General features: G+C 60.1%; 23 protein-coding genes. 12 read left to right on the plus strand and 11 right to left on the minus strand.

All coding sequences use genetic code 11. The annotated features are described in order from the left end of the window. Positions 1-18: 18 nt before the first annotated feature. Complete coding sequence (locus AC1UK9_RS13635) at positions 19-816, minus strand: hypothetical protein (protein WP_482580411.1); 798 nt, start codon at positions 814-816, stop codon at positions 19-21. 235 nt (positions 817-1,051) lie between these two features. Here AC1UK9_RS13635 and AC1UK9_RS13640 point away from each other — a divergent pair, with 235 nt between their 5' ends. Beyond that, on the plus strand, positions 1,052-2,092 hold the full coding sequence (locus AC1UK9_RS13640) for an Ldh family oxidoreductase (protein WP_473015664.1): 1,041 nt from the start codon (positions 1,052-1,054) through the stop codon (positions 2,090-2,092). Between the two features lie 60 nt (positions 2,093-2,152). Here the strand turns inward: AC1UK9_RS13640 and AC1UK9_RS13645 are convergent, their stop codons facing one another. After that, positions 2,153-2,470 carry an ElaB/YgaM/YqjD family protein gene (locus AC1UK9_RS13645; protein ID WP_025109969.1) on the minus strand — a complete coding sequence of 106 codons (318 nt, stop codon included), beginning with the start codon at positions 2,468-2,470 and terminating at the stop codon, positions 2,153-2,155. A 153-nt stretch (positions 2,471-2,623) separates the two neighbouring features. Here AC1UK9_RS13645 and AC1UK9_RS13650 point away from each other — a divergent pair, with 153 nt between their 5' ends. After that, positions 2,624-2,878 carry a hypothetical protein gene (locus tag AC1UK9_RS13650; RefSeq protein ID WP_008088647.1) on the plus strand — a complete coding sequence of 85 codons (255 nt, stop codon included), beginning with the start codon at positions 2,624-2,626 and terminating at the stop codon, positions 2,876-2,878. Between the two features lie 6 nt (positions 2,879-2,884). Here AC1UK9_RS13650 and AC1UK9_RS13655 read toward each other — a convergent pair whose 3' ends face one another. Then, a complete protein-coding gene (locus tag AC1UK9_RS13655) occupies positions 2,885-3,799 on the minus strand; it encodes a LysR family transcriptional regulator (protein WP_482580412.1) in 915 nt (304 codons plus the stop codon). Positions 3,800-3,883: 84 nt separating this feature from the next. Here AC1UK9_RS13655 and AC1UK9_RS13660 point away from each other — a divergent pair, with 84 nt between their 5' ends. Continuing rightward, positions 3,884-4,807, plus strand: coding sequence for a carbon-nitrogen hydrolase family protein (locus AC1UK9_RS13660; RefSeq protein ID WP_482580413.1), 924 nt, complete (start codon positions 3,884-3,886; stop codon positions 4,805-4,807). Between the two features lie 33 nt (positions 4,808-4,840). On the opposite strand, the gene AC1UK9_RS13665 is transcribed toward AC1UK9_RS13660, so the two are convergent. From AC1UK9_RS13665 to AC1UK9_RS13675, 3 genes are all read right to left on the minus strand, one after another. Continuing rightward, positions 4,841-5,314, minus strand: a complete 474-nt coding sequence (locus AC1UK9_RS13665; protein ID WP_482580414.1) for an LEA/WHy family protein — start codon at positions 5,312-5,314, stop codon at positions 4,841-4,843. Positions 5,315-5,378: 64 nt separating this feature from the next. Further along, positions 5,379-6,845 (minus strand): nucleobase:cation symporter-2 family protein, encoded by a 1,467-nt coding sequence (locus AC1UK9_RS13670; RefSeq protein WP_482580415.1) that lies wholly within the window; start codon positions 6,843-6,845, stop codon positions 5,379-5,381. 200 nt (positions 6,846-7,045) lie between these two features. Next, positions 7,046-7,942 (minus strand): LysR family transcriptional regulator, encoded by an 897-nt coding sequence (locus tag AC1UK9_RS13675; RefSeq protein ID WP_473015669.1) that lies wholly within the window; start codon positions 7,940-7,942, stop codon positions 7,046-7,048. Positions 7,943-8,041: 99 nt separating this feature from the next. Between AC1UK9_RS13675 and AC1UK9_RS13680 the strand changes: the two genes are divergently transcribed. From AC1UK9_RS13680 to AC1UK9_RS13695, 4 genes are all read left to right on the plus strand, one after another. After that, positions 8,042-9,133: a polyamine ABC transporter substrate-binding protein gene (locus tag AC1UK9_RS13680; protein ID WP_482580416.1), complete on the plus strand. Its 1,092-nt coding sequence runs from the start codon at positions 8,042-8,044 to the stop codon at positions 9,131-9,133. 16 nt (positions 9,134-9,149) lie between these two features. Further along, a complete protein-coding gene (gene speB / locus AC1UK9_RS13685) occupies positions 9,150-10,109 on the plus strand; it encodes an agmatinase (RefSeq protein WP_482580418.1) in 960 nt (319 codons plus the stop codon). A gap of 866 nt (positions 10,110-10,975) precedes the next feature. Beyond that, positions 10,976-12,091: a cell division protein ZapE gene (zapE, locus tag AC1UK9_RS13690; protein WP_025109961.1), complete on the plus strand. Its 1,116-nt coding sequence runs from the start codon at positions 10,976-10,978 to the stop codon at positions 12,089-12,091. A 209-nt stretch (positions 12,092-12,300) separates the two neighbouring features. Continuing rightward, positions 12,301-12,798: a GNAT family N-acetyltransferase gene (locus AC1UK9_RS13695; RefSeq protein WP_473015994.1), complete on the plus strand. Its 498-nt coding sequence runs from the start codon at positions 12,301-12,303 to the stop codon at positions 12,796-12,798. 83 nt (positions 12,799-12,881) lie between these two features. Here AC1UK9_RS13695 and AC1UK9_RS13700 read toward each other — a convergent pair whose 3' ends face one another. Beyond that, positions 12,882-13,091: a hypothetical protein gene (locus tag AC1UK9_RS13700; protein WP_025109959.1), complete on the minus strand. Its 210-nt coding sequence runs from the start codon at positions 13,089-13,091 to the stop codon at positions 12,882-12,884. 132 nt (positions 13,092-13,223) lie between these two features. Then, the gene (locus tag AC1UK9_RS13705; RefSeq protein ID WP_482580419.1) at positions 13,224-15,470 is read right to left on the minus strand and encodes a TonB-dependent siderophore receptor; all 2,247 of its coding nucleotides are present in this window, start codon (positions 15,468-15,470) and stop codon (positions 13,224-13,226) included. A 197-nt stretch (positions 15,471-15,667) separates the two neighbouring features. Between AC1UK9_RS13705 and gorA the strand changes: the two genes are divergently transcribed. Beyond that, entirely contained in the window at positions 15,668-17,026 is a 1,359-nt protein-coding gene (gene gorA / locus AC1UK9_RS13710; RefSeq protein WP_482580420.1) for a glutathione-disulfide reductase, read from the plus strand. Here the strand turns inward: gorA and AC1UK9_RS13715 are convergent. After that, positions 17,023-18,039, minus strand: coding sequence for a DNA-binding protein (locus AC1UK9_RS13715; RefSeq protein WP_482580421.1), 1,017 nt, complete (start codon positions 18,037-18,039; stop codon positions 17,023-17,025). The genes gorA and AC1UK9_RS13715 overlap by 4 nt on opposite strands. A gap of 177 nt (positions 18,040-18,216) precedes the next feature. Here AC1UK9_RS13715 and AC1UK9_RS13720 point away from each other — a divergent pair, with 177 nt between their 5' ends. From AC1UK9_RS13720 to ahpF, 3 genes are all read left to right on the plus strand, one after another. Beyond that, complete coding sequence (locus AC1UK9_RS13720; RefSeq protein ID WP_025109954.1) at positions 18,217-19,155, plus strand: site-specific integrase; 939 nt, start codon at positions 18,217-18,219, stop codon at positions 19,153-19,155. Between the two features lie 136 nt (positions 19,156-19,291). Further along, the gene (gene ahpC / locus AC1UK9_RS13725; RefSeq protein ID WP_003224621.1) at positions 19,292-19,855 is read left to right on the plus strand and encodes an alkyl hydroperoxide reductase subunit C; all 564 of its coding nucleotides are present in this window, start codon (positions 19,292-19,294) and stop codon (positions 19,853-19,855) included. Between the two features lie 124 nt (positions 19,856-19,979). Next, on the plus strand, positions 19,980-21,542 hold the full coding sequence (gene ahpF, locus AC1UK9_RS13730) for an alkyl hydroperoxide reductase subunit F (protein WP_025109953.1): 1,563 nt from the start codon (positions 19,980-19,982) through the stop codon (positions 21,540-21,542). A 105-nt stretch (positions 21,543-21,647) separates the two neighbouring features. On the opposite strand, the gene gloA is transcribed toward ahpF, so the two are convergent. After that, positions 21,648-22,169, minus strand: a complete 522-nt coding sequence (gene gloA, locus AC1UK9_RS13735; protein ID WP_025109952.1) for a lactoylglutathione lyase — start codon at positions 22,167-22,169, stop codon at positions 21,648-21,650. A 139-nt stretch (positions 22,170-22,308) separates the two neighbouring features. On the opposite strand from gloA, the gene AC1UK9_RS13740 reads away from it, so the two are divergent. Continuing rightward, a complete protein-coding gene (locus tag AC1UK9_RS13740) occupies positions 22,309-22,827 on the plus strand; it encodes a DUF4946 domain-containing protein (RefSeq protein WP_025109951.1) in 519 nt (172 codons plus the stop codon). Positions 22,828-23,045: 218 nt separating this feature from the next. Here AC1UK9_RS13740 and AC1UK9_RS13745 read toward each other — a convergent pair whose 3' ends face one another. Beyond that, on the minus strand, positions 23,046-23,411 hold the full coding sequence (locus AC1UK9_RS13745) for a histone-like nucleoid-structuring protein, MvaT/MvaU family (protein ID WP_025109950.1): 366 nt from the start codon (positions 23,409-23,411) through the stop codon (positions 23,046-23,048). Between the last annotated feature and the right edge of the window lie 173 nt (positions 23,412-23,584).

Consider the following 23,584-nt stretch of genomic DNA (forward strand, 5'->3'; position numbering starts at 1 on the left):
TGCCGCCTCCCAATGATCCTAGTCACCGGCCAGCGAAGGCTTGCGCGGGTGGGAGTAGACGCGCGACTGGGCGCCCGGCCAGCCGGAATGTCGATAGTGCAGCAGCACCGCGTTGCCCAACGTCATTGCATCGAGCCAGCGTCCCGGACGGCTGGCTTGTGCCAGTTCATCGTCTGGTGCCAATGCAGCATAGAAACCGACCCTGGTCAGGGCCTGATTGACCCCGGGCATGGCCCCGATGAGCTGATCATTGAGAATCTCCCCGAGCAATATGTCGAGTTCGGGCAGCTGCACCAACTCGTCGAGCATGGCCTTGACGTTGAGTTGCCAGCAGTGCTCGATGGCGGCTTTCTGATCGTCGAATATGTCGCCCTCGATGAATTGGAAGGTCACGCGGATGCCGCGTTTCTCCAGCAGATGTTTGCGTTGCGAGACTGCAAGCAATGCCAGCAGCCGGTCGTCTTCATCCGCGTCCTCAAGCCGCTGCTCCAGGTGGCGGGTCAACGTGGCGAGGCTGTCGAACTTCTTCAGCCCGTCGAAGGGTGTGTAGAGCAGAAAAGCCCGGTCATCAGGGGTGCTGCTGAGAATGAAGCTACCCGCCAGGATTATGGCCAGGGGGTCTTCGGTGTTCAGCAACACGCGGTGGGCAACCAGCGGCGGCGTTTGCTGGTGACGCAGTGCTGCGGTTGCGAGTCGCACATGGGCCAGCCAGTCAAAATCCTTGATCGACAGACCGTGGATGTTGCCAAGCGACCTCCACAATCCGGGCGCGTCGAGGATTTGTGGGAACAGCAGCGGGGGGACGGGCACAGACATTTTCGGGTCTCTGTCAGGGCGCGGACGAACGCGCCGGTGGATGGAGACGACAGACTAAGAACCGGAAGAGGCGCAAGGGTGGTACATAGTTACCGCACGCAAAGGGTCGCAGTGTGTCTGTGCAACGGCGCGCGATCACCGCAACGGTTGACAGCACCCGGGCCTGACGTGGTTAATCGACGTGCAAGTCGTTCACACGCTGTTGTTCCCTCCAATAATTAGTCTGGAGCTTCAGATGTCTGCGCCACACGATCATGTGTCTTCTGCTGTCTCGCCATCGTTGTCACTCGAGGCGTTGACGCAACTGCTCGAAACGATTTTTCTGCGTCATGGCACCTCCGCCGAGGTCGCCCGCTCACTTGCCGCCAACTGTGCCGGAGCCGAGCGTGACGGTGCGCACAGCCATGGTGTGTTCCGGATTCCCGGGTATGTGTCGACCCTCAACAGTGGCTGGGTCAACGGTCAGGCGGTGCCACAGGTAGAAGATGTGGCCCCCGGGTTTGTACGCGTCGATGCCGGCAACGGTTTCGCCCAGCCAGCGCTGGCAGCCGCCCGGTCGTTGTTGGTGGAGAAAGCTCGTAACGCCGGGATTGCCGTGCTGGCGATCCGTAATTCTCACCACTTCGCCGCTCTGTGGCCGGACGTCGAACCCTTCGCCGATGAAGGGCTGGTGGCGTTGAGCGTGGTCAACAGCATGACCTGCGTGGTGCCCCACGGCGCCGACCGGCCGTTGTTCGGCACCAACCCGATTGCCTTCGCCGCCCCTCGGCTCGGTGGCGCGCCGATCGTGTTCGATCTGGCGACCAGCGCCATTGCCCACGGCGACGTGCAGATTGCGGCGCGCAAGGGCGAACGGCTGGCAGCCGGAATGGGCGTGGACAGCCTCGGCCAGGCAACGCAGGACCCGAAAGCCATTCTTGAGGGCGGCGCGCTGTTGCCGTTCGGCGGGCATAAGGGCTCGGCGCTGTCGATGATGGTCGAACTGTTGGCCGCTGCGCTCACGGGTGGCAATTTTTCCTTTGAATTCGACTGGTCGAATCATCCCGGCGCCAAGACCCCGTGGACCGGGCAATTGCTGATTGTCATCGACCCGAGCAAGGCCGCCGGGCAGAGCTTTGCCGAGCGCAGTCAGGAGCTGGTGCGCCAGATGCACGGCGTCGGACTCAAGCGTTTGCCGGGCGATCGCCGACACTTGCAGCGGGCCAGATCGCTGGCAGAGGGGATCGTGCTCGATGAACAGACGCTGGGCCAGTTGCGCGAACTGGCCGCCGGCTGAGTTTATGCAGGACATGAAAAAGGCGAGCCGGGTGGCTCGCCTTTTTTCTGCGTGACGACTTCAGCGCCGACCGAGCAACAAACCGACCACCAGGCCAAACCCCGCGGAGATCGCGACGGTTTGCCAAGGATGGCCGCCGATGTAGTTTTCGGTGGCATCCACTGCCGGTTTGGTGCGGTCGCGTACGCTGGAAACCGAATCCAGCGCCTGTTGCAGCTTTAGGGCGATTTGCCCGCGCAGGGTCTCCGCTTCTTCGCCGACCAGTGAGGCGCTGCTCTTGAGCAGTTTGTCGGACTCTTCGATCAGAGCCTGAAGTTCGCTGAATGCCTGATCCTTGATTTGGTCTTCGGCGGCTTGCACGGTGGATTTGCGGGCCATTGGGTGACTCCTTGCAGGTGAATGGACAGTGAACAATGGAGTGTGGCGTTGTCTGAAAAGTTGCACTGATTTTAGGTACGGAACAAAAACCTGCGCAGGAGATTTCTGTCGAGCGTGTAAGATGTCGCCATTTTACGCAGCAGGTATTTCCCCATGAGTTTCAATCTGGCCGACAAATCCCTCGCCGAGCGCGCTGCGCTGGAAGACGAGAAATCCCGTCTGTTCGAACTCTGGCAGAACAATCTGGGCAAAGCCAAAGGCGAAGCCGCGCGGTTGTTCGGCGAGCGCGGCAAGCGCAAGGGCAAATGGGCCGAGTGGGTGCGCTCGGAACTCGACGGCATGTCGCCGCCGGAATTTGCCAACATGGTGCGCAGTGAGGTCAACCGGCTGATGGCGGCCAACAAGTAAACGCACTTACGGCGTGCTAAACGCCGCCACAATGGCCTCACGCACCTTGATCACCAGCGGATCGACCTGCGTGCTGGTGCGCCAGCCCAGTTCGATCGGGTAACGCGGCAAGGCCAGCGGGCAGGGCAGCAAGACCAGTCCGCTGAGGGCCGCGATGGCCTGGGCGGCATGCGTCGGGATGGTCGCCACCGCGTCGCTGCCCTTGAGCAGATGCGGCAACGCGGCAAAGTGCGTGGTCGAGGCGCAGACCCGGCGGCTCAGGCCCAGTGCTGCCAAGCCCTCATCGGTGATGCCGATAAAGCCGCCCGAGGACACCAGAATGTGTTCGCGGGCGACAAACGCCTGTAGATCGATTGATTGTTGCCCGGCGGCCAGGCTGCCCGGGTCGACCAGACACGCGTAATCCCCTTCGCCCAACACCTGGCGGCTAAGCAGGCGTTCGGCAAACCCGCCGGCGGTGATCGCCAGGTCGATGCTGCGTTCCATCAGCGTGCGGGCGACGATCTGACTGTGGGTCTGGCGGAAGATCAGCCGCAGTTTCGGCGCGCTGCGGGCAATTTCTTCGATCAGGCGTCGGCCATAAGCGATTTCAAAATCATCCGACAGGCCCACCGTCACCGAGCGGCCCTCGTACTGATGCGCCGCCGGGTCGACCATCGCCAGGCTCTGGCGGCATTTATTCAAGGCCTCGCTGACCACCGGTTTCAGTTGATTGGCCTTGAGCGTCGGCGCCAATCCGCGACCGGTGCGCACGAACAACTGATCGCCATACACCTCGCGCAACCGGCGCAACGCCGCGCTGACCGCCGATTGCGTCACGCCCAGCCGCAGCGCCGCACGACTGGCACTGGACTCTTCATGCAGGGCTTCGAAGACTTTCAGCAGGTTGAGGTCAACGGTCACGATATTCATAAGGTTCATATCATTCAGCAGTGAATCGGTCTTTATTCATGATCCCGCGCCGCCGCAGAATCGGCAACACTTGAACCCGATGGAGTGACCGCGATGCCCAAATCAATTGTTGCCGCCCTGCAGATTGGCGCCTTGCCCGGTGGCAAAAGTGAAACCCTGGAACAGATTCTGCGTTGGGAAGACGCGATCAGCGAGTCCGGCGCGGCGTTGGTGGTAATGCCTGAAGCGCTGCTGGGCGGCTACCCGAAAGGCGAAGGTTTTGGCACACAATTGGGTTATCGCTTGCCCGAGGGGCGCGAGGCCTATGCCCGCTACTTCGCCAACGCCATCGATGTGCCGGGGGTTGAAACCGAGGCGTTGGCCGGCATGTCGGCGCGTACCGGGGCCAATCTGGTAATCGGCGTGATCGAGCGCGCCGGCAGCACACTGTATTGCACGGCGCTGTATTTCGATCCGCAAGCGGGGCTGGTGGCCAAGCACCGCAAACTGATGCCGACGGGCACCGAACGGCTGATCTGGGGCAAGGGCGATGGCTCGACGCTGCCGGTGCTTGACAGCCAGGTCGGACGCCTTGGGGCTGTGGTGTGCTGGGAAAACATGATGCCGCTGCTACGCACGGCGATGTACGCCAAGGGCATTGAGGTCTGGTGCGCGCCGACGGTGGATGAGCGTGAGATGTGGCAGGTCAGCATGCGCCATATCGCCCATGAGGGCCGCTGCTTTGTGGTCAGCGCCTGTCAGGTCCAGGCTTCGCCGAAGGCGCTGGGCGTGGAGATTGCCAACTGGCCGGCGGATCGACCGTTGATTGCCGGCGGCAGCGTAATTGTCGGGCCGATGGGCGATGTGCTGGCAGGGCCTTTGCGCGGCGAGGCGGGATTGCTGACGGCGCAAATCGATACCGATGAACTGGTTCGGGCGCGATATGACTATGACGTGGTTGGCCACTATGCGCGGCCTGATGTGTTTGAGTTGAGTGTCGATGAACGCGCCAAACCCGGCGTACGCTTCACCGCATAAGCCCGCTCCCACAGGGAATGTGTGTGCAATTGATTACCACGTCGCAGCAGTGGCTCTCGGCAGGCTGAGCTTGCCGCTGTCGACAAATCGCATGGTGCCGAACAAGCCACCGGCCAGTTTGCCGCGCAGCACGTAGGGCAGGTTATCGAGGGTTTGCGTCTGGCTCAGGCCCAGCGTCTGGCGCAGCACGGAGAACGCGGAAACACTGACCGGCACGCTGACCACGGTTTCTGAGAAACGCGGGATCGAGCCGATCTGATCACTCACGCCCGAGGCCAAAGGATGGCCGTTGACCTCAAGGTCGAGGGCGATGCCGGTGTAATCGATGGCGGTTTCGTTGGGGTTCTGCACCCGCAACTTGATCGCGAAGCGCACTTCCAGATCCTGGCTCGGCAACGGTTCGAGGCCGACCACGTTGATGTTCACCGGATCTCGGTTGGGAAACAGCGCGCAGGCGCTCAGGGACAACAGCAGCAGGGACAGGATGACGGCGTGGAAGCGGCGCATAAACAGTCTCTCAAAAAAAAGGGCCGAACCGTTGCCGGCTCAGCCCTTTGTTCAAGGCGCAGCGTCAGCGGTTCAACTGTGCGACCGCCGCGGCGGTTGCAGGTTCAGCTTTGGCCGGCAGATCGGGGTTTTCCATGACCTGCAGAATCGACGCTTCCGGATCGAAATCGTCTTCCTCAAGCTCCATGAACTCTTCCGGCAGGAAGATATTCAGCACGATAGCGCACAACGCACCGACGGTGATCGGCGATTCGAAGATGTTGCGCAGCGCCTGCGGCAACTCGCGCAACACTTCAGGCACAGCCGCGATGCCCAGGCCCATGCCGATAGAAATCGCCACGATCAGCATGTTGCGCCGATGCAGCCCAGCCTCGGCGAGAATCTTGATCCCGGCCACGGCTACAGTGCCGAACATCACCAATTCAGCACCGCCAAGCACCGGTTTGGGCATCAGTTGCAGTACCGCGCCGATCATCGGGAACAGGCCCAGCAGCACCAACAGGCCGGCGATGAAGAACGCCACGTAGCGGCTGGCAACGCCGGTCAACTGGATCACGCCGTTGTTCTGCGCAAACGTCACCATCGGCATGCTGTTGAACACGGCTGCCATGGCCGAGTTGAGGCCGTCGGCGAGCAGGCCGGACTTGATCCGGCGGATGTACAGCGGGCCTTTGACCGGTTGCCGCGAGATCATCGAGTTGGCGGTCAGGTCACCGGCCGCTTCCAGCGGCGAGACCAGGAAAATCACCGCCACCGGCACGAATGCCACCCAGTCGAAGTTGAAACCGTACTTGAACGGTACCGGCACGCTGACCAGCGGCACATCGGGCAGGTTGGCGAAATCCACCGTGCCCATCAGCCACGCGACCACATAGCCAAGGGTCAGGCCGATGACGATGGCGCCCAGGCGCAGAAACGGCACATCGACCCGGTTCAGCACAACGATGGTGCCCAGCACCAGCGCCGCCAGGAACACATGGCTGGCCGCGCCCAGATCGGCAGCGCCGAAGCCACCGGCGATGTCGGTCATCGCCACTTTGATCAGCGACAGGCCCATCAGGGTGATGATGGTGCCAGTGACCACCGGGGTGATCAGCATGCGCAGTTTGCCAATGAACTGGCTCAACACCACTTCGATGAATGCGGCGAAAAAGCACACGCCGAAAATCGTCGAGAGGATTTCATCGGTGCCGCCGCCCCGGGCCTTGACCATGAAACCGGCGCTGAGAATCACACTGATGAAGGAAAAACTGGTGCCTTGCAGGCATAACAAGCCGGAGCCGACCGGACCGAAACGCCGCGCCTGAACAAACGTGCCCAGCCCCGAGACGAACAGCGCCATGCTGATCAGATACGGTATTTCACTTTGCAGGCCCAGGGCGCCGCCCATGATCAGGGTCGGGGTGATGATGCCGACGAAGCTGGCCAGCACGTGCTGCAGTGCGGCGAATACGGTGGCAGTCAGGTGTGGACGGTCGTTGAGGCCGTAGATCAGATCGTTGTTGCGCGGGACTTTTTCAGAGGCGGTCATGGTGTTTTGCGCGCCGTGAGGCGGGGCCGGGTCAGAAAATGGAGGCGCAGGATGCCGGAAGAGGGCGGCGAGGGCAACGAGCAAAAATTGCCTGAAAGGTCAGGTTTTATTGAGCGAGAGGGGTTTGGGCATAAAATCGCAAATGCAAGTAAAGCCCTGGTGAGCCAGCAAGTCCGCCTCGCCACAAGTAGCAGTCTGGCTCATAAATTAAATGCACTGAGCAAATCCTCTTCAAACGCCTTCTGTGCATCCCCTGGCACCTGCGCCCGATGTCGGGCCAGATGAAATGCCACCTCGAAGCTCAATGCTCCTGGCCGCAGTGCCCGCAGCAGGCCCTTATCCTCCCAGACCCGTGCATAGTGATCGGGCAGATAATCGACGTGCTTGCCGGAAAGAATGAAGGCGAGGGTGCCCTCGACCTGTTCCGAACGCGCGGAAAAGCGCTTGTCCGCGAACGGCTCGCCCGTGCGCATGAAGCGGTACGGATGATCGACCCGGTCGCAGGCCTGCAGCGCCGCATCGTCCGGCGTATCGACGGTAAACAGCGGATGGCCCTGCGCGCAGTACAAATGCTGGGTTTCCCTGAACAGCTCGTGGTAATCGAAAGCGCTCTGCACTTGTGAGAAATAACCGATGGCCAGGTCCAGTCGCTGTTGCAGCAGCAGGCGCTCCATCTCCCCAGGCATTGCGCTGATCAACTCGATGCGCACCGACTCATCGCGCCCGCGAAAGCGCCGGATTGCCTCCGCGACCCGTAGCAGTACCGACTGATCGAGCGCTTCCGACAAGCCCAGGCGCACTTCACCGATCAACCGTCCGGCGACGCCGTTGGATTGATGGCGGAAGGTTTCGATGGATTCGAACAACGTACGGATCGCAATCAGCAACTGCTCGCCCTTGGGCGTGACGCTGAAGCCGCCCTTGCCACGGCTGCACAGGCGATAGCCGAGGCGCGTTTCGAGTTTGGCCATTTGCTGGCTGATGCTCGACTGACTCAGGCCCAGTTCACCTTGTGCGGCACTGAAGCCGCCACATTCCACGACCTGCACAAACAGGCGCAGCAACTGCAGGTCGATATCGTGGAGTTGACCGAGCATTACATTACCTCTGGATAAAGTCAGGTTAACAAACTTGATATTCCAGCAATGTATCCGACCGCGCATCCTGCAACCACTTCCTCCGGTCAGGTGTTCGTCATGGCTCCCGTGTTCAAGCTGTGTTTTCCCGCGCTGTTGTTATCCGTGGCCCTGCATGCCCAGGCCGAGGACAAAACCCTCAACCTCTACAGCTGGGCCGATTACGTGCCGGCGCAAACCCTGCAGCGCTTCGAGCAGGAAACCGGTATTCATGTGCGTTACGACACCTTTGACACGTCCGAGGTGCTGGAAACCAAACTGCTGACCGGTGGCAGCGGCTATGACGTGGTCGTGCCGTCCTCCAGCGTTCTGGCCCGAGGGTTGGCCGCTGGCGCGCTGAAGGAAATCCCCCATGAAGGCCTCAAGGGTTACACCAATCTTGATCCCGATCTGCTGCAGAAACTCACGGCAGTCGATCCCGGCAATCGCTACGCCGTGCCCTACACCTGGGGCACGCTGGGCTTGGGCATTAACGTCGAGGCAGTGAAAAGTCGCCTGCCGGACGTGCCGCTCAACAGCCTGGATCTGCTGTTCAAGCCCGAGTACGCGAGCAAACTCAAGGACTGCGGGATTGCCGTGCTCGACTCGCCGCAGGAGGTCATTGGCCTGGCACTGCACTATCTGGGCAAAGATCCCTACAGCACCGACAAGACTGATCTGGCCGCTGCCGAAGCGTTGTTGCACAAACTCCAGCCCTCGGTGCTGTACGTCGCCACTGGCCGGCAGATCAGCGATCTGGCGAACGGCAGCGTGTGCCTGGCGCTGACCTACAACGGTGACGTGAGCATGGCTGCCGATCAGGCGCACAAGGCCAACAAACCTTATGAGGTCGCTTACCGAATTCCACGCGAAGGTACGTTGATCTGGCAGGACAACCTGGCCATTCCCAAGGACGCGCCAAACCCGCAAGCGGCGCGGGCGTTCATCGAGTTCATGCTGCGCCCCGAGTCTGTGGCCGAGCTGACCAACACACTGTTTTTCGCCACCGCCAACCAGGCCGCGACGCCGCTGGTGGATGAAGCGGTGCGCAACGATCCGGACATTTACCCGCCCGCCGAAGTGCGCGACCGCTTGTACGCCGATCGCAGCATGAGCCTCAAGGACATGCGTCAGCGTACGCGCCTGTGGACCACTTTCCGTAGCCATCAATAACCAGAGGAGCACACCAATGGACGTGCCGATGCTCAACGACCAAGCCATGACCCGTGACAGCCTGTACGGCACTTGCGCCGAAAGCACCTACGCCGGGATCACCAGTTTCATGCGTCGCCGCTACAGCCGTGATTTGCGCGGCGTCGACGTAGCGGTCAGCGGCGTTCCGTTCGACACCGCCACCAGCAACCGCCCGGGCGCGCGTTTCGGGCCACGGGGGATTCGCGCAGCGTCCACCGCGATTGCCTGGGAACGGCACTGGCCGTGGGCGTTCGACCCGTTCGATCATCTGGCGGTGATCGACTACGGCGACTGCGACTTCGATTACGGCTCGGCGCACACCATCCCGGAAAGCATCGAGGCTCACGCCGAGCGGATTCTCAATGCCGGCAGTGCGATGCTGACGTTTGGCGGCGACCACTTCATCACGTATCCGCTGCTCAAGGCCCATGCGCGTAAACACGGTGCGCTGTCGTTGATCCACTTCGACGCGCACAGCGACACCTGGCCGGACGAGGACGGCAAGCGCGTCGATCACGGCACTATGTTCTGGCACGCCGCCAAAGAAGGGCTGGTGGATCCATCGCGCTCGGTGCAGATCGGGTTGCGCACCACCAATGACGATCATCAGGGTTTTGCCGTACTCGACGCGCGCCAAGTGCATCGGCGGGGCTGCGAGGCGATTGTCGATGCGATTCGTGCGCGAGTCGGTGACAACCCGGTGTACCTGACCTTTGATATCGACTGCCTCGACCCGGCATTCGCACCGGGCACTGGCACTCCGGTGTGCGGCGGATTAAGCACGGCGCAGGCGCTGGAAATACTCGGCGGTTTGCGCGGGATCAACGTGGTGGGGATGGACGTGGTGGAAGTGGCGCCGGCCTATGACCATGCGGAGGTGACGTCGCTGGCGGCGGCGACCCTCGCCATGGAAATGCTCTGCCTGTATGCCGCCCGACACAAAGTCGACCTCTGAAACACCACAAAAAACCTGTGGGAGTGGGCTTGCTCACGAAAGCGGTGTGTCATTCACCGATGATGCTGGCTGCCCCACCGCCTTCGGGAGCAAGCCCCCTCCCACAGAGAATCTCTATTCCAGGCAGTTCCAGCACTGTGCTCCGAGGCAACAAGACACACACTCGACCTCTGACACACCACAAATCCCCTGTGGGAGTGGGCTTGCTCACGAAGGCGGAGTGTCATTCACCGAAGATGTTGGCTGACACCGCCATCGCGAGCAGGCTCACTCCTACAGGAATCTGTCTTCCAGGCAGTTCCAGCACTGTGCTCCGAGGCAACAAGACACACACTCGACCTCTGACACACCACAAATCCCCTGTGGGAGTGGGCTTGCTCACGAAGGCGGAGTGTCATTCACCGAAGATGTTGGCTGACACCGCCATCGCGAGCAGGCTCACTCCTACAGGAATCTGTCTTCCAGGCAGTTCCAGCACTGTGCTCCGAGGCAACAAGACACACACTCGACCTCTGACACACCACAAATCCCCTGTGGGAGTGGGCTTGCTCACGAAGGCGGAGTGTCATTCACCGAAGATGTTGGCTGCCCCACAGCCTTCGGGAGCAAGCCCCCTCCCACAGGAATCTGTATTCCAGGCAGTTGCTGCACTGTGCTCCGAGGCAGCGAGCCACAAGTCGACCTCTGACACACCACAAATCCTCTGTGGGAGTGGGCTTGCTCACGAAGGCGGAGTGTCATCCACCGAAGATGTTGGCTGCCCCACCGCCTTCGGGAGCAAGCCCCCTCCCACAGGGATCTTCGGAGCAGCCCGCTCCCACAAAAGTCCACCTGTTTTTCAGGGACATCGTGGCATACTGCCGCGCATGACTTTCGACTCTCCCTTAAGCGCCTGGCAACACGCGATCGAGCACAAGGGTTTCATCCAGGATGAAGCCCAGGAGCATGCGGTCTGGGCGTTGCAAAAATGCCATGAAGCCTTGCACGCCGGTGCTCGTTCGGTCACCGGCGTGTACTTGTGGGGCCCGGTCGGGCGTGGCAAGACCTGGTTGATGGATCAGTTCTATCAAAGCCTGCGGGTGCCGGCCCGGCGTCAACATTTTCATCACTTCATGGGCTGGGTGCATCAGCGCTCGTTCCAGTTGACCGGGATTGCCGACCCTCTGCGGGCCCTGGCCAGGGAACTGGCGGCTGAAGTGCGGGTGCTGTGTTTTGACGAGCTGTTCGTCAACGATATCGGCGACGCGATTATCCTCGGGCGGCTGTTTCAGGTGATGTTCGACGAGGGCGTGGTGGTGGTCTGCACCTCCAACCTGCCGCCGGATGAGCTGTATGCCGATGGTTTCAACCGCGACCGGTTTGTCCCGGCAATTGCCGCGATCAAGGCCCACATGCAAGTCGTTGCGGTGAACGGTGCCGAGGATCATCGCCTGCACCCGGGCACCGCCCGGCAGCGATATTTTGTCGCAGAGCCTGGGCAAGGCAGTGCGCTGGAGCCAGTCTTCCAGTCGCTCAACGCCGGGCAACCTGCCAGCGCGGAGCCGGTCCCTGTGGGACACCGGGTACTGAACGTGGTGCAGGCCAGTGCGGCGGTGCTCTGGTGTCGCTATGCCGATCTCTGCGAGCAACCGTTCGCTGCCATGGACTTCATTACCCTGTGCGATAGCTATCGATCTATTCTGTTGAGCGAAGTGCCGAACCTCAGTGCACAAAAACGCGAGGGGCGTATCGCTCGCGGTACGGAAGACGGCTCGGCGCAGGTGGTGGCCGGTGACCGCGAGTTGCCGCAATTGTCGGTTCACGACGACGGTGTGCGCCGCTTCATCGCGTTGGTCGACGAGTGTTACGACCGTAAAGTCCCTCTGTACATCGAGGCTCAGGTACCGATGGAGGCGCTGTACACCGAGGGGTATCTGGAGTTCCCGTTCCGCCGCACCCTCAGCCGCTTGCAGGAGATGCAACTGCAGCGTTTTGCCGAATGAGCGAAGAGGGCGCAAGCATGAGCCAACCGCTGTCCCATCACTTACTGACCATGGCTTACCAGAACGCGTGGGGGACATTGAACAGCCGGTAACATTCCTCGCCGACGATTTTCATCTTTAGAGGTTGTAGGTTGAATCAGCCTCGCGTTATGGTCGAACAGCCTTTCAGGTGCGCGCCTTGCACGCCGGGGTCATGATCGGGGATGGAAATGGATTCCGCAGAAGTTCTTGTGCTTCAAGCCAGCTACACCAACCCACTGCACGCCGAAGCCATCGGCATCGTGCTCAATCACTACGCAGAAGATCCCATGGGTGGCGGTCATTCGCTTGCCCCCGAACTGCTGCGTCGCGTGCCCGAAGAGCTGGCGCGCAGACCCCATGCTTTCAGCGTGCTGGCTTTTGTCGGCGGTGAACCGGCAGGGCTGGTGAACTGCTTCGAAGGCTTCTCGACGTTTGCCTGCAAACCGCTGGTCAATGTTCATGACGTGGCGGTGGTGGCGAAATTTCGCGGCCTCGGGCTGAGTCAGAAAATGCTGCGCAAGGTCGAGGATATTTCCCGCCAGCGCGGTTGCTGCAAAATCACCCTGGAAGTACTCGAAGGCAACGCCGTGGCGCAGAACTCTTATCGCAAGTTCGGTTTTGCCCCGGGGATGTTCGACCCCGAGCATGGTCGCATGCTGTTCTGGATCAAGGATCTGCAGGCATAAAAAAGGCGCCCCGAGCAGGGCGCCCAACTGTCGTCTCCGAGGCCAGAGCGGAGCCATCGGAGGTCCATCGGTTGCTCGTTGAATCAGTCGCGATAAGACTCGGTGACTTGCGCGGTCTGATCGTCTGGAACCTTCAGTTCCACCGTTTTGGATGCGCTCTGCTGCTCGCTTTGCGCGTGGTGGACCGGGAAGTTGTCGTAGTAATGCCGCATGCGTTCGGCGCCGCCCTCGGCAAAGGCGCTGGCGGAACCGAGGGCGAGTAGCCCGGCAAGGATTACGGTGCTGGTGTTCATGGTGCCTCCTACTGAAAAACGTGGGAGCCGTTCGTCCATGAAGCAGATCTCGGGGCACAGTGTCCCCAGCGTGAATTAACTCGGGGTTAACACCTCGCCAGGGATTGCCCTGTAATGGCGCGATGCGCTGGATCAGAGCTTCCAGTCCAGGCTCAGGGTCACCGTGCGCGGGTCGCCCCAGTACACGCCGTTGTAGAAGCCGACGTTGTCGTAATACTTCTTGTCGAACAGGTTATCGACGTTGAGCGATGCCGACAGGTGCCTGTCGAACTCATAACGCGACATCAGCTTGACCACGGTGTAGGCGCCCTGACTGATTTGCGCGCGTTCGGTGATGAGCCGGCCATTGGCACCACGACCGACCGGACGGTTGGATGCACCATAGACATCGCTCTGCCAGTTCACGGCGCCCCCTACGGTCAGAGCGTGCCAGTTGCCCGGCAGGCGATAGGCCGTGGACAGGCGCAACATGTTCAGCGGCTCATTGGTGTTGGTGCGCTGTTTTTCGCCGTTGACCGAGTGGGTGTAGGTGTAGCCGGCGGTCATGTTCCAGCCGTCGAGAACCTCCCCGGAGACCTCTGCTTCAAAGCCATTGACCTTGTTGCCCTTGCCGCCGGACTTGTAGAACTGCTCGCCGGTCACCGGGTCCGGCACCACTGAATCGTCCAGTTCGGCGACGTTGTCCTGCTTGCTCCAGAACAACGCCGTGGACAGGTTCAGGCGCTCATCGAGCAGGCTGCCCTTGAGGCCCACCTCGTAGTTGCTGCCGACCACTGGCTCGATGTATTTGCGATTGGCGTCGCGTTTGGTCTGTGGTTTGAAAATGTCGGTATAGCTGACGTAGGCGGTGTATTCCGGCGTCAGGTCGTACAGCAGACCGGCGTAAGGCGTCCACATGTCGTTGTGTTGCTGGCTGCTTTTGTCGACGCCGCTCAGGTGCAGGCTATCGTCGTAGGCGTTGGTGGTGCTGGCTGTCTTCCAACTGCCGTAACGACTGCCGAGCACCGCATGCAGTTCATCGGTGAAGCTCAGGCGCGTTGCCAGGTAACCGGCCTTTTGCCGGGTGTAATCCTTGAAGCCGCTCAGTCCGGTCACGGTGTCCGGGAATTTGCCGATGTCGCCCATGTACTTCCAGTCACGGATGGTGTCGTAACCGGCCGGCAGCGCACCGGCGATGGTGTACGGGTCATCGGAGCGGCGTTCGGCTTCGCCGTAGCCGAACATCATTTCGTGCTCGCGTCCGAGCAGCGAGTAGGGGCCGGAGACGTTGAAGTCATACGCCTTCATGGTTTGGTTGCCGGCCATGTGGCTGGTGTTGGCGGACATGCCGCTGCGGTCGGCTTCGGGGAAGCCGCCACCGCCGTAGTAGATCTTGCCGTCGGTGTCGCTTTTACGATGGGTGTAGGCGGCTTTCAAGTGCCAGCCGCCGGCCAGTTGCTGGTCGAGGTTGGCGAACGCGGTCTTGTCGCGCAGCGGCCAGGAACTCCAGGAGGTGGCCATGTTGGTCGAGCGCCCCAGCCCGGCCTTGCCGCCCTCGGCATTCCAGTAGGGCACGGTGCCCCACGAGGTGCCCTGAACCTGTTTGTCCTGATAGTCATAACCGACTGCCAATACGGTGGAGTCGGTCAGGTCGGCTTCGAGGATGCCGTAGCCGACTTCACGTTGCAGCGCGTACTTGTCGCGGAACGACTGGCTGTCGCGATAGGCCAGTACCGTGCGCCCGCGCAAGCGACCATCGAACGCCAGTGGACCGCCGACATCGACGTAGCTGTAGTAGTCGTCATAGCTGCCGCCGCTGACGCCTGCCAGCGCTTGCAGTTGGGCGGTAGGACGTTTGCGCACCATGTTGATGGTCGCCGAGGGATCGCCGGCGCCGGTGGTGAGTCCGGTTGCACCGCGCACCACTTCAATCCGGTCGTAGATGATGGTGTCGGCGTCGGACTTCATGTAGCTGAAGGTGTTCAGCATCCCGTCGATCTGGAAATTGTCGATCGAGTAACCGCGCGCCGAGTAGCTGACCCGATCCGAGTCGTTGTGCTGCACGACGATGCCGGTGGTCTGGCTCATGGCCTCGGACAATGTACCGAGTTTGAAATCGTCCATCTGCTGACGCGTGACCACCGACACCGATTGCGGGGTTTCCTTGATCGACAGGTTCATCCGCGTTGCGGTGCTCATCGCGCCGGTGGTGTAGGCGTGAGTGTTTTCGGTGTTGATGCCCAGGCCCTCGGCGCTGACGCTGGTGGCTGCCAGCTCCAGTGCCTGGGCGGCGGATTGCGCCGGTGTTTCCGGGGCAGCGTCAGCCAGCAGATCGGGACTCAACGCGGCACTGCACAGGCCGAAAGTGAGGGTCATGGAACGGGTGATGGGCGCGAACATCGCAGCCGACTCCTTGTCTTCGAGAGAAAAAATCCGTTGGTTCAGAGACGAGGTGCAGCCCGGCGATTTAGTAACAAACGAGAAATATTATTATTTGGAGAGGTTGTCCGACTTGGCCGCCCAAGGTGAAAAGCTGCGCACAGCGCTTGCCCAATGGAGCGCTGCGGGTATGCTGATGGCCTGCCGAGGAGATAGAAATGGCCTACGATTTTGACCTTTATGTGATTGGTGCCGGTTCCGGCGGTGTACGCGCAGCGCGTTTTGCCGCCGGTTTCGGCGCAAAAGTGGCGGTGGCCGAGAGCCGCTATCTTGGCGGCACTTGCGTCAACGTCGGTTGCGTGCCGAAAAAGTTGTTGGTGTACGGCGCGCATTTCGCCGAAGACTTCGAGCAGGCTTCCGGTTTCGGGTGGAGTCTTGGCGAAGCGAATTTCGATTGGGCGACATTGATCGTCAACAAGGATCGCGAGATCAATCGCCTCAACGGCATTTATCGCAATCTGCTGGTCAACAGCGGCGTGACCCTGCACGAGGCGCACGCGAAGATCGTCGGCCCGCACGAGGTCGAGGTCAATGGTGAGCGCTTCACCGCGAAAAACATCCTGATCGCCACTGGCGGCTGGCCGCAGATCCCGGAGATTCCGGGGCACGAACACGCGATCAGCTCCAATCAGGCGTTCTTCCTCAAAGAGCTGCCGAAACGTGTGCTGGTGGTCGGTGGCGGTTACATCGCGGTCGAGTTCGCCGGGATCTTCCACGGTCTGGGCGCGAATACCACGCTGCTGTATCGCGGTGATCTGTTCCTGCGCGGTTTCGATGGCTCAGTGCGCAAGCACCTGCAGGAAGAGCTGACCAAGCGCGGCATGGATCTGCAATTCAATGCCGACATCGCGCGCATCGACAAACAATCTGACGGCAGCTTGAAAGCGACCCTCAAGGATGGTCGCGTGCTGGAAGCCGATTGCGTGTTCTACGCCACGGGTCGTCGTCCGATGCTGGACAACCTGGGCCTGGAAAATACTGATGTGCAGCTCACCGACAAGGGCTTCATCAAGGTCGACGAGCAATACCAGACAGGCGAGCCGTCGATTCTCGCGCTGGGCGATGTGATCGGTCGCGTGCAACTGACGCCGGTGGCACTGGCCGAAGGCATGGCGGTGGCGCGGCGACTGTTCAAGCCTGAGCAATACCGTCCGGTGGATTACAAGATGATCCCGACGGCGGTGTTCAGCCTGCCCAACATCGGCACTGTCGGCCTGACCGAAGAAGAGGCGCGGGACGCGGGTCACGAAGTAGTGATTTTCGAGAGCCGCTTCCGTCCGATGAAGTTGACCCTGACCGAATGTCAGGAGAAAACCCTGATGAAGCTGGTGGTGGATGCCAAGACCGACAAAGTGCTGGGCTGCCACATGGTCGGCCCTGATGCGGGTGAGATCGTCCAAGGCCTGGCGATCGCGCTGAAGGCCGGCGCCACCAAACGTGACTTCGACGACACGATCGGGGTTCACCCGACGGCCGCCGAAGAGTTCGTCACTATGCGTACACCGGTCGGCGCTTAAGCGTCTTTCGGTTTGGCCGTGTCTGGCGCTGCTGCAACGGTAGCCGCCAGACGCAGGCTGTCTTCGAGGCTCGTCTGAGTCTTGGTCAGCTCTTTTTCCAGTGACTGATTGAGCAGCAGCTGTTCGTCGACGTTCTGTTTCAGCGTCTGACTTTCCAGCAGGGCCACGCGCAGGCGTTCCTGGAGGAGGGTGCGTTCGCTGTCGACACGGTTGGCCTGTTCGAGCAGTTGATCCTGGCGCTGATTGCTGTGCTTGAGCTGATCCTGCATCAGGCTCAGTTCGCGCTGGGTGCCACGGTTCTCGGTAAGCAAGCGTTCGTTGTCACGGTGCAACTGGGTGATCTCGTCCTGACGCACCAGCGCACTTTGTTGCGTCTGACGCAGCTCCATCTGCAACTGCTGGATCTGCCCTTCGTGACGAGCCTGTTCCTGCTCGCGCTGTTCTTTGGTGGCGTTGCGGTAGTGCTCCAGCGCATCGCGGGCGTGCAGGTGTTTTTCTTCCAGCGAGCGGATCTGCTCGTCCTTGTCCTGCAAGCGCAACTCGAAGTCGGCCAGTGCCTGGTTCAGCCCGGCGTTGCGCGTTTGCTCGGTCTGCAGCATCGAGCGGGTTTCGTTCAGCGCCTCGGATTCCCTGGCCAGCGCGGCGCCTTGAATATCGTGCTGCTGTTCCAGTTGCTCGAGTGCCTGGCGCACTTGCTTCAATTGCGCTTCCAGCGTTTCGCGCTGTTCTTCGAACTGCTCGCGGGCTTGTTCGATGGGCTCTTGTGCCTGTTCTTTGAGGCGCTGGGCGAGGCGCGAGACCAGTGCCGTCAGCTCGTCATTGATCGGTTCTGCGGACGCTTCGACCGGCTGACTGCCGTCGTCCAGCTCTTTCAGATAGCGATGGATCGTGGTTTTCGAACCGGTATTGCCCAGTTCGATGCGTACTGCATCGATGCTCGGGTGTTCGCCTCGGGCCAGAATCGCTGTGCGCGCTATCTGAACCACCGCTTTATTTACGCCGCCACGGGCCATGTGAACTCCTACCATTTCGTACTGTGGTACATGCCACCAAAGTACGCAGTGTACCACGCTGAAAATAAAGTTAAATGATTGATTATAAAGAGGCGGGATATACTGGTATTACCCAATGTCAGGTGCTTAAATGGCTTTTTTGCGCCCTGAATCAGTACGTCTGCGAGAACACAGCCCATGAGCGATATCGATCGCTATTTGCAAGCCGCCACCCGTGACAACACCCGCCGCAGCTATCGCTCGGCAATCGAGCACTTTGAAGTGAAGTGGGGTGGCTTCCTGCCGGCGACGGCCGACAGCGTTGCGCGTTACCTGGTCGAGCATGCCGGGGTGCTGTCGATCAATACGCTGAAGCTGCGCCTGTCGGCTCTGGCGCAATGGCATAACAGCCAGGGCTTTGCCGATCCGACCAAGGCGCCGGTGGTGCGCAAGGTGTTCAAAGGCATTCGCGCGCTGCATCCGGCGCAGGAGAAACAGGCCGAGCCGCTGCAACTGCACGATCTGCAGCACGTGGTCGATTGGCTGGAGCAGGAAGCCAGCAGTGCCCGACAGCAGCAGGATCGCCCGCAACTGCTCAAGGCCTATCGCGACCGGGCGCTGATTCTGCTCGGCTTCTGGCGCGGCTTTCGCAGTGATGAGCTGTGCCGGCTGCAGATCGAACATGTGCAGGCGCACGCCGGTAGCGGCATCACCTTGTATCTGCCGCGCAGCAAGGGCGATCGCGAAAACCTCGGGCAGACCTATCAGGCGCCGGCGCTGCTGAAGCTGTGCCCGGTGCAGGCTTATATTGACTGGATCACCGAAGCGGCGTTGGTGCGCGGCCCGGTGTTTCGCGGGATCGACCGCTGGGGCCATTTGAGCGAGGAGGGCTTGCACGCCAACAGCGTGATTCCATTGCTGCGCCAGGCGCTGGAGCGCGCCGGGATTTCAGCCGAACGCTACACCAGCCACTCCCTGCGCCGCGGCTTTGCCACGTGGGCGCATCAAAGCGGCTGGGATCTGAAGTCGTTGATGAGTTACGTCGGCTGGAAGGATATGAAGTCAGCCATGCGCTATGTTGAAGCCAGCCCCTTTCACGGGATGGCTCGGATTACGGATAAACCGCTTACGTCGTAGATATCGTTTTCTTCTATTAATACAGTCAGCTAATAGCGAAAACAAATCAGCAGCATCAGGTTTGCCAATGAGCCATCCGTCGAGTGAGTGGGTAGGATTCACCCATCGAATTCACAACCCTGACGGAGAGTCATCAATGCCTATCATCAACAGCCAAGTAAAACCGTTCAAAGCTACCGCGTTCAAAAACGGCGACTTCGTACAAGTCTCGGACGCTGACCTGAAAGGCAAATGGTCCGTAGTGTTTTTCTACCCAGCCGACTTCACCTTCGTTTGCCCAACCGAACTGGAAGACCTGGCCGACAACTACGCTGCGTTCCAGAAACTGGGCGTGGAAATCTACAGCGTTTCGACCGACACCCACTTTGCCCACGCTGCCTGGCACAACACTTCGCCAGCCATCGGCAAAATCGAATACACCATGATCGGCGACCCGACCCACGTCATCTCCCGCAACTTCGACGTGCTGATCGAAGAAGCCGGTCTGGCTGACCGTGGCACCTTCGTGATCAACCCTGAAGGCCAGATCAAAATCGTTGAACTGAACGATGGCGGCGTTGGCCGTGACGCTTCCGAACTGCTGCGCAAGATCAAGGCTGCTCAGTACGTTGCTGCTCACCCAGGCGAAGTTTGCCCAGCCAAGTGGAAAGAAGGCGAGGCCACTCTGGCACCGTCCCTGGACCTGGTCGGCAAGATCTAAGTCTGTGACACGCAACTCAGGGCGGTACGCCGCACCTTCTTAAGTACGCTGCACCGCCCAATAAAAATGCCCGGGCGAGATTCGCTCGGGCTTTTTTTCGCCTCAAATAAAGGAAATCGCCCGTATGTTGGACGCCAATCTTAAAGCCCAGTTGAAATCGTACCTGGAACGGGTCACCCAGCCGATCGAGATCGTTGCCTCCCTCGACGACGGTGCGAAATCCCGTGAAATGCTGGAACTGCTGAAAGACGTTGCCAGTCTTTCGAGCCAGATTACCTTGATCGACAACGGTGATGATGCACGCAAGCCATCGTTCTCGATCAATCGCCCGGGGGCCGACATCAGCCTGCGTTTCGCCGGCATCCCGATGGGCCACGAATTCACTTCCCTGGTGCTGGCCCTGCTGCAAGTCGGCGGCCACCCATCGAAAGCCAGTGCCGAAGTGATCGAGCAGATCCGGTCGCTCAAAGGCGAATTCACCTTCGAAACCTACTTCTCGCTGTCGTGCCAGAACTGCCCGGATGTGGTCCAGGCGCTGAACCTGATGGCTGTGCTGAACCCGAACATCCGTCACGTTGCTATCGACGGCGCGCTGTTCCAGGACGAAGTCAACGATCGCAAGATCATGGCCGTGCCGAGCATCTACCTTAATGGGGAGAACTTTGGTCAGGGCCGTATGGGCCTGGAAGAGATCCTCGCCAAACTCGACACCGGCGCCATTGAGCGTCAGGCCGAGAAAATCAGTGCCAAGCAAGCGTTTGATGTGCTGGTGGTTGGTGGTGGCCCGGCCGGTGCTTCGGCAGCGATCTATGCTGCGCGTAAAGGCATTCGCACCGGTGTCGCGGCTGAGCGTTTCGGTGGTCAGGTGCTGGACACCATGGCCATCGAGAACTTCATTTCCGTGCAGGAAACCGAAGGCCCGAAACTGGCCACGGCGCTGGAAGAACACGTCAAGCAATACGACGTTGACATCATGAACCTGCAACGTGCCGATAAGCTCATCCCGGGCAAGAACGGCGAGCTGCACGAAGTCCACTTCGCCAGCGGCGCGACCCTCAAAGCCAAGAGCGTGATTCTGGCGACCGGTGCGCGCTGGCGTGAAATGAACGTGCCAGGTGAGCAGCAATACCGCAACAAAGGCGTGGCGTACTGCCCGCACTGCGACGGCCCGCTGTTCAAAGGCAAGCGCGTGGCGGTGATCGGCGGCGGTAACTCCGGCGTTGAGGCGGCCATCGACCTGGCCGGGATCGTGGCGCACGTGACGCTGCTGGAGTTCGACGTGCAACTGCGCGCCGACGCGGTACTGCAACGCAAACTGCACAGCCTGCCGAACGTCACCGTGATCACCAGTGCGCAAACCACTGAAGTCACCGGGAACGGCGAGAAGGTCAACGGCCTGCGCTACAAGGATCGCAACAGTGATGAACTGCGCACCGTCGAGCTGGAGGGGATCTTCGTGCAGATCGGTCTGCTGCCCAACACCGACTGGCTCAAAGGCACCATCGAGCTGTCGCCGCGCGGCGAAATCATCGTCGACAACCGTGGCGAGACGTCGATCCCGGGCATCTTTGCTGCCGGTGACGTGACCACCGTGCCGTACAAGCAGATCGTGATTGCGGTGGGCGAGGGCGCCAAGGCTTCCCTCAGCGCGTTCGATCACTTGATCCGCACGTCGGCTCCGGCGTAAACGCCAGTCGCTGAAACGAAAAAACCCATGAGCGATCATGGGTTTTTTTATGCCTGACACATATTCAATTGCAGGAGTGAGCCTGCAGGAGATTGATGTAGTCAGTTACAGCGGCGCAGGCTGAATGATTTCAACCCAGTAGCCATCCGGGTCCTTGATGAACGCCAGGCTTTTCATGCGGCCGTCAGTCAGGCGCTTCTGGAAATCACAACCCAGCTCTTCAAAACGTGCACACGCAGCAACGATGTCCGGCACCGAGATGCAGATGTGGCCGAAACCACGCGGGTCGGTGTTGCCGTTGTGGTAGGCGAATTCGGCGTCGTTTTCGGTGCCGTGGTTGTGGGTCAGTTCGAGGATGCCGGGAATCGACTTCATCCACTCGGTGCGGGCAGCGGCGTCGGCCGGGATCTGCGCCTTGTCGACCAGAGCGAGGAAGTACAGGCTGAATTCGGCTTCCGGAAAGTCACGCTTCTCGACCAGTGAGAAACCCAGTACGCGGGTGTAGAAGTCCAACGACTGAGTGATGTCTTTCACACGCAGCATGGTGTGGTTGAAGACGAAGTTGCGGGTTGCGCTGTCCGGGGTGGCGGTAACGCCGGGGAAAGTGTTCAGTTCGTGCAGGCTCATAGGCCCTCCGTAACAATGGGGCGAGTGAATGGGCGCAATGATACGCATGCGGGCCGGCATCGCCAAACCGAATGCGCGGCTTGCTCTGTGAACGGGCCGGCCTCAGACTTTACTGCTCAATCTGCGAGTGCCTCTGGTAATGATCCGACCGTTCAAAGCGCTGTTCGTTGTCCTTTTCTCGTCGCTGCTGGCCGTTCCGGCACTGGCGGATCAGCCGAGTATCACCTGGCCTGCCGGTTGGGAGGTCCAGGCATTGCCCGACACACCGCCGCAAGTGTCCCGCCAGCGTGCGGTGAAAAACGACGCCGACGGCAATCAGGTCATGGTGATGGAGTTGACCATGACCCAGGTCGAGGCTGGCCATCAGGTCAATGTGCCGGGCGTTCTGCTGGAGATGCGCAAGTCGATTCAGAAAGACTTCTTCCAGGGCGGTTATCAGAGTGTTTGCAACAAGGTGCACCCGGCAAAACTCGGCGCTCTCGATGCACTGGAGACCACCTGCACGATCACCGAAAACGGCCGTCATGTGTTGTCGCAAACATTGGTCGCTGCGGTCGAAGCGGATAAGGCTTATGTACTTTCTTACGCCGGTCAGGCTGAGGTTTATAAGGCCAGCGCCGACGAAATAGTCGCCGCGAGAAACAGCTTGAAACTTTAAGCCTCTGTTCGCTGACCGGTGGTCTTTAGATACCCGAAGGCATTAAGCACAAAGTTAGCGCAGGTTACGCTGGTAACATCCCGGCGCAAAATGTTTAGCCGCGCGTCTTGTGGCTGTTAAAACCGCCTCATAACTAGCCCAAGGGAAATCGTTGCTTTTGTTAGATATTGTCCAAAAAAAAGCCCTGCATAATGCAGGGCTTGTTTGTTGACGCAAGATCAACCGCGCAACCAGGAATCAACGGTGGCTGCACCGTACTGTTCCTTCCAGGCTTTCAGGCCACGGTGGTTGCCGCCCTTGGTTTCGATCAGTTCACCGGTGTGCGGGTTCTGATAGACCTTGACCACGCGAGCGCGGCGGGTTTTCGGTGCGGCAGACACTTGCAGGCCGGATTTGCCCGGGTTCGGATCGAGGATGGCGATGATGTCTTTCAGGCCTTTGCCGTAGGTTTTCATCAGCCCCTGGAGCTTTTCTTCGAATTCGATTTCTTTCTTGAGCCCGGCATCGTTCTTCAGCGATTCCAACTGCTTGAGCTGTTCCTGAAGGGCCTTTTCAGCTGCACGAAATTCAGCGAGTCTGGACAATATCTTTACTCCAATAGTGTGTTTGGCTGATACCAACCGCAAACAAAGCTATAAGCCAAGAGCCTTGAAGCGACTCGGTGATAAATGGCTCACCTGCCAATCTTGCACAGGCTGAAAAAATTGTAGTAGTTAATGCGCCAAGAGTAAATCCTGTTGTTGTCGTCATGTAACAA

The sequence above is a fragment of the Pseudomonas sp. AK-TSAG1-1 genome (assembly GCF_056821665.1).

What these genes read in the sequence shown, in the direction of transcription:
- AC1UK9_RS13670 (WP_482580415.1), bottom strand. Translation starts at nt 6,845, where the DNA reads ATGACCGCCTCTGAAAAAGTCCCGCGCAACAACGATCTGATCTACGGC.
- AC1UK9_RS13680 (WP_482580416.1), top strand. Translation starts at nt 8,042, where the DNA reads ATGGCTCCCGTGTTCAAGCTGTGTTTTCCCGCGCTGTTGTTATCCGTG.
- AC1UK9_RS13650 (WP_008088647.1), top strand. Translation starts at nt 2,624, where the DNA reads ATGAGTTTCAATCTGGCCGACAAATCCCTCGCCGAGCGCGCTGCGCTG.
- gorA (WP_482580420.1), top strand. Translation starts at nt 15,668, where the DNA reads ATGGCCTACGATTTTGACCTTTATGTGATTGGTGCCGGTTCCGGCGGT.
- AC1UK9_RS13700 (WP_025109959.1), bottom strand. Translation starts at nt 13,091, where the DNA reads ATGAACACCAGCACCGTAATCCTTGCCGGGCTACTCGCCCTCGGTTCC.
- gloA (WP_025109952.1), bottom strand. Translation starts at nt 22,169, where the DNA reads ATGAGCCTGCACGAACTGAACACTTTCCCCGGCGTTACCGCCACCCCG.
- AC1UK9_RS13645 (WP_025109969.1), bottom strand. Translation starts at nt 2,470, where the DNA reads ATGGCCCGCAAATCCACCGTGCAAGCCGCCGAAGACCAAATCAAGGAT.
- AC1UK9_RS13655 (WP_482580412.1), bottom strand. Translation starts at nt 3,799, where the DNA reads ATGAACCTTATGAATATCGTGACCGTTGACCTCAACCTGCTGAAAGTC.
- AC1UK9_RS13740 (WP_025109951.1), top strand. Translation starts at nt 22,309, where the DNA reads ATGATCCGACCGTTCAAAGCGCTGTTCGTTGTCCTTTTCTCGTCGCTG.
- speB (WP_482580418.1), top strand. Translation starts at nt 9,150, where the DNA reads ATGGACGTGCCGATGCTCAACGACCAAGCCATGACCCGTGACAGCCTG.
- AC1UK9_RS13695 (WP_473015994.1), top strand. Translation starts at nt 12,301, where the DNA reads ATGGATTCCGCAGAAGTTCTTGTGCTTCAAGCCAGCTACACCAACCCA.
- AC1UK9_RS13660 (WP_482580413.1), top strand. Translation starts at nt 3,884, where the DNA reads ATGCCCAAATCAATTGTTGCCGCCCTGCAGATTGGCGCCTTGCCCGGT.
- AC1UK9_RS13640 (WP_473015664.1), top strand. Translation starts at nt 1,052, where the DNA reads ATGTCTGCGCCACACGATCATGTGTCTTCTGCTGTCTCGCCATCGTTG.
- zapE (WP_025109961.1), top strand. Translation starts at nt 10,976, where the DNA reads ATGACTTTCGACTCTCCCTTAAGCGCCTGGCAACACGCGATCGAGCAC.
- AC1UK9_RS13675 (WP_473015669.1), bottom strand. Translation starts at nt 7,942, where the DNA reads ATGCTCGGTCAACTCCACGATATCGACCTGCAGTTGCTGCGCCTGTTT.
- ahpC (WP_003224621.1), top strand. Translation starts at nt 19,292, where the DNA reads ATGCCTATCATCAACAGCCAAGTAAAACCGTTCAAAGCTACCGCGTTC.
- AC1UK9_RS13720 (WP_025109954.1), top strand. Translation starts at nt 18,217, where the DNA reads ATGAGCGATATCGATCGCTATTTGCAAGCCGCCACCCGTGACAACACC.
- AC1UK9_RS13715 (WP_482580421.1), bottom strand. Translation starts at nt 18,039, where the DNA reads ATGGCCCGTGGCGGCGTAAATAAAGCGGTGGTTCAGATAGCGCGCACA.
- ahpF (WP_025109953.1), top strand. Translation starts at nt 19,980, where the DNA reads ATGTTGGACGCCAATCTTAAAGCCCAGTTGAAATCGTACCTGGAACGG.
- AC1UK9_RS13665 (WP_482580414.1), bottom strand. Translation starts at nt 5,314, where the DNA reads ATGCGCCGCTTCCACGCCGTCATCCTGTCCCTGCTGCTGTTGTCCCTG.
- AC1UK9_RS13635 (WP_482580411.1), bottom strand. Translation starts at nt 816, where the DNA reads ATGTCTGTGCCCGTCCCCCCGCTGCTGTTCCCACAAATCCTCGACGCG.
- AC1UK9_RS13705 (WP_482580419.1), bottom strand. Translation starts at nt 15,470, where the DNA reads ATGTTCGCGCCCATCACCCGTTCCATGACCCTCACTTTCGGCCTGTGC.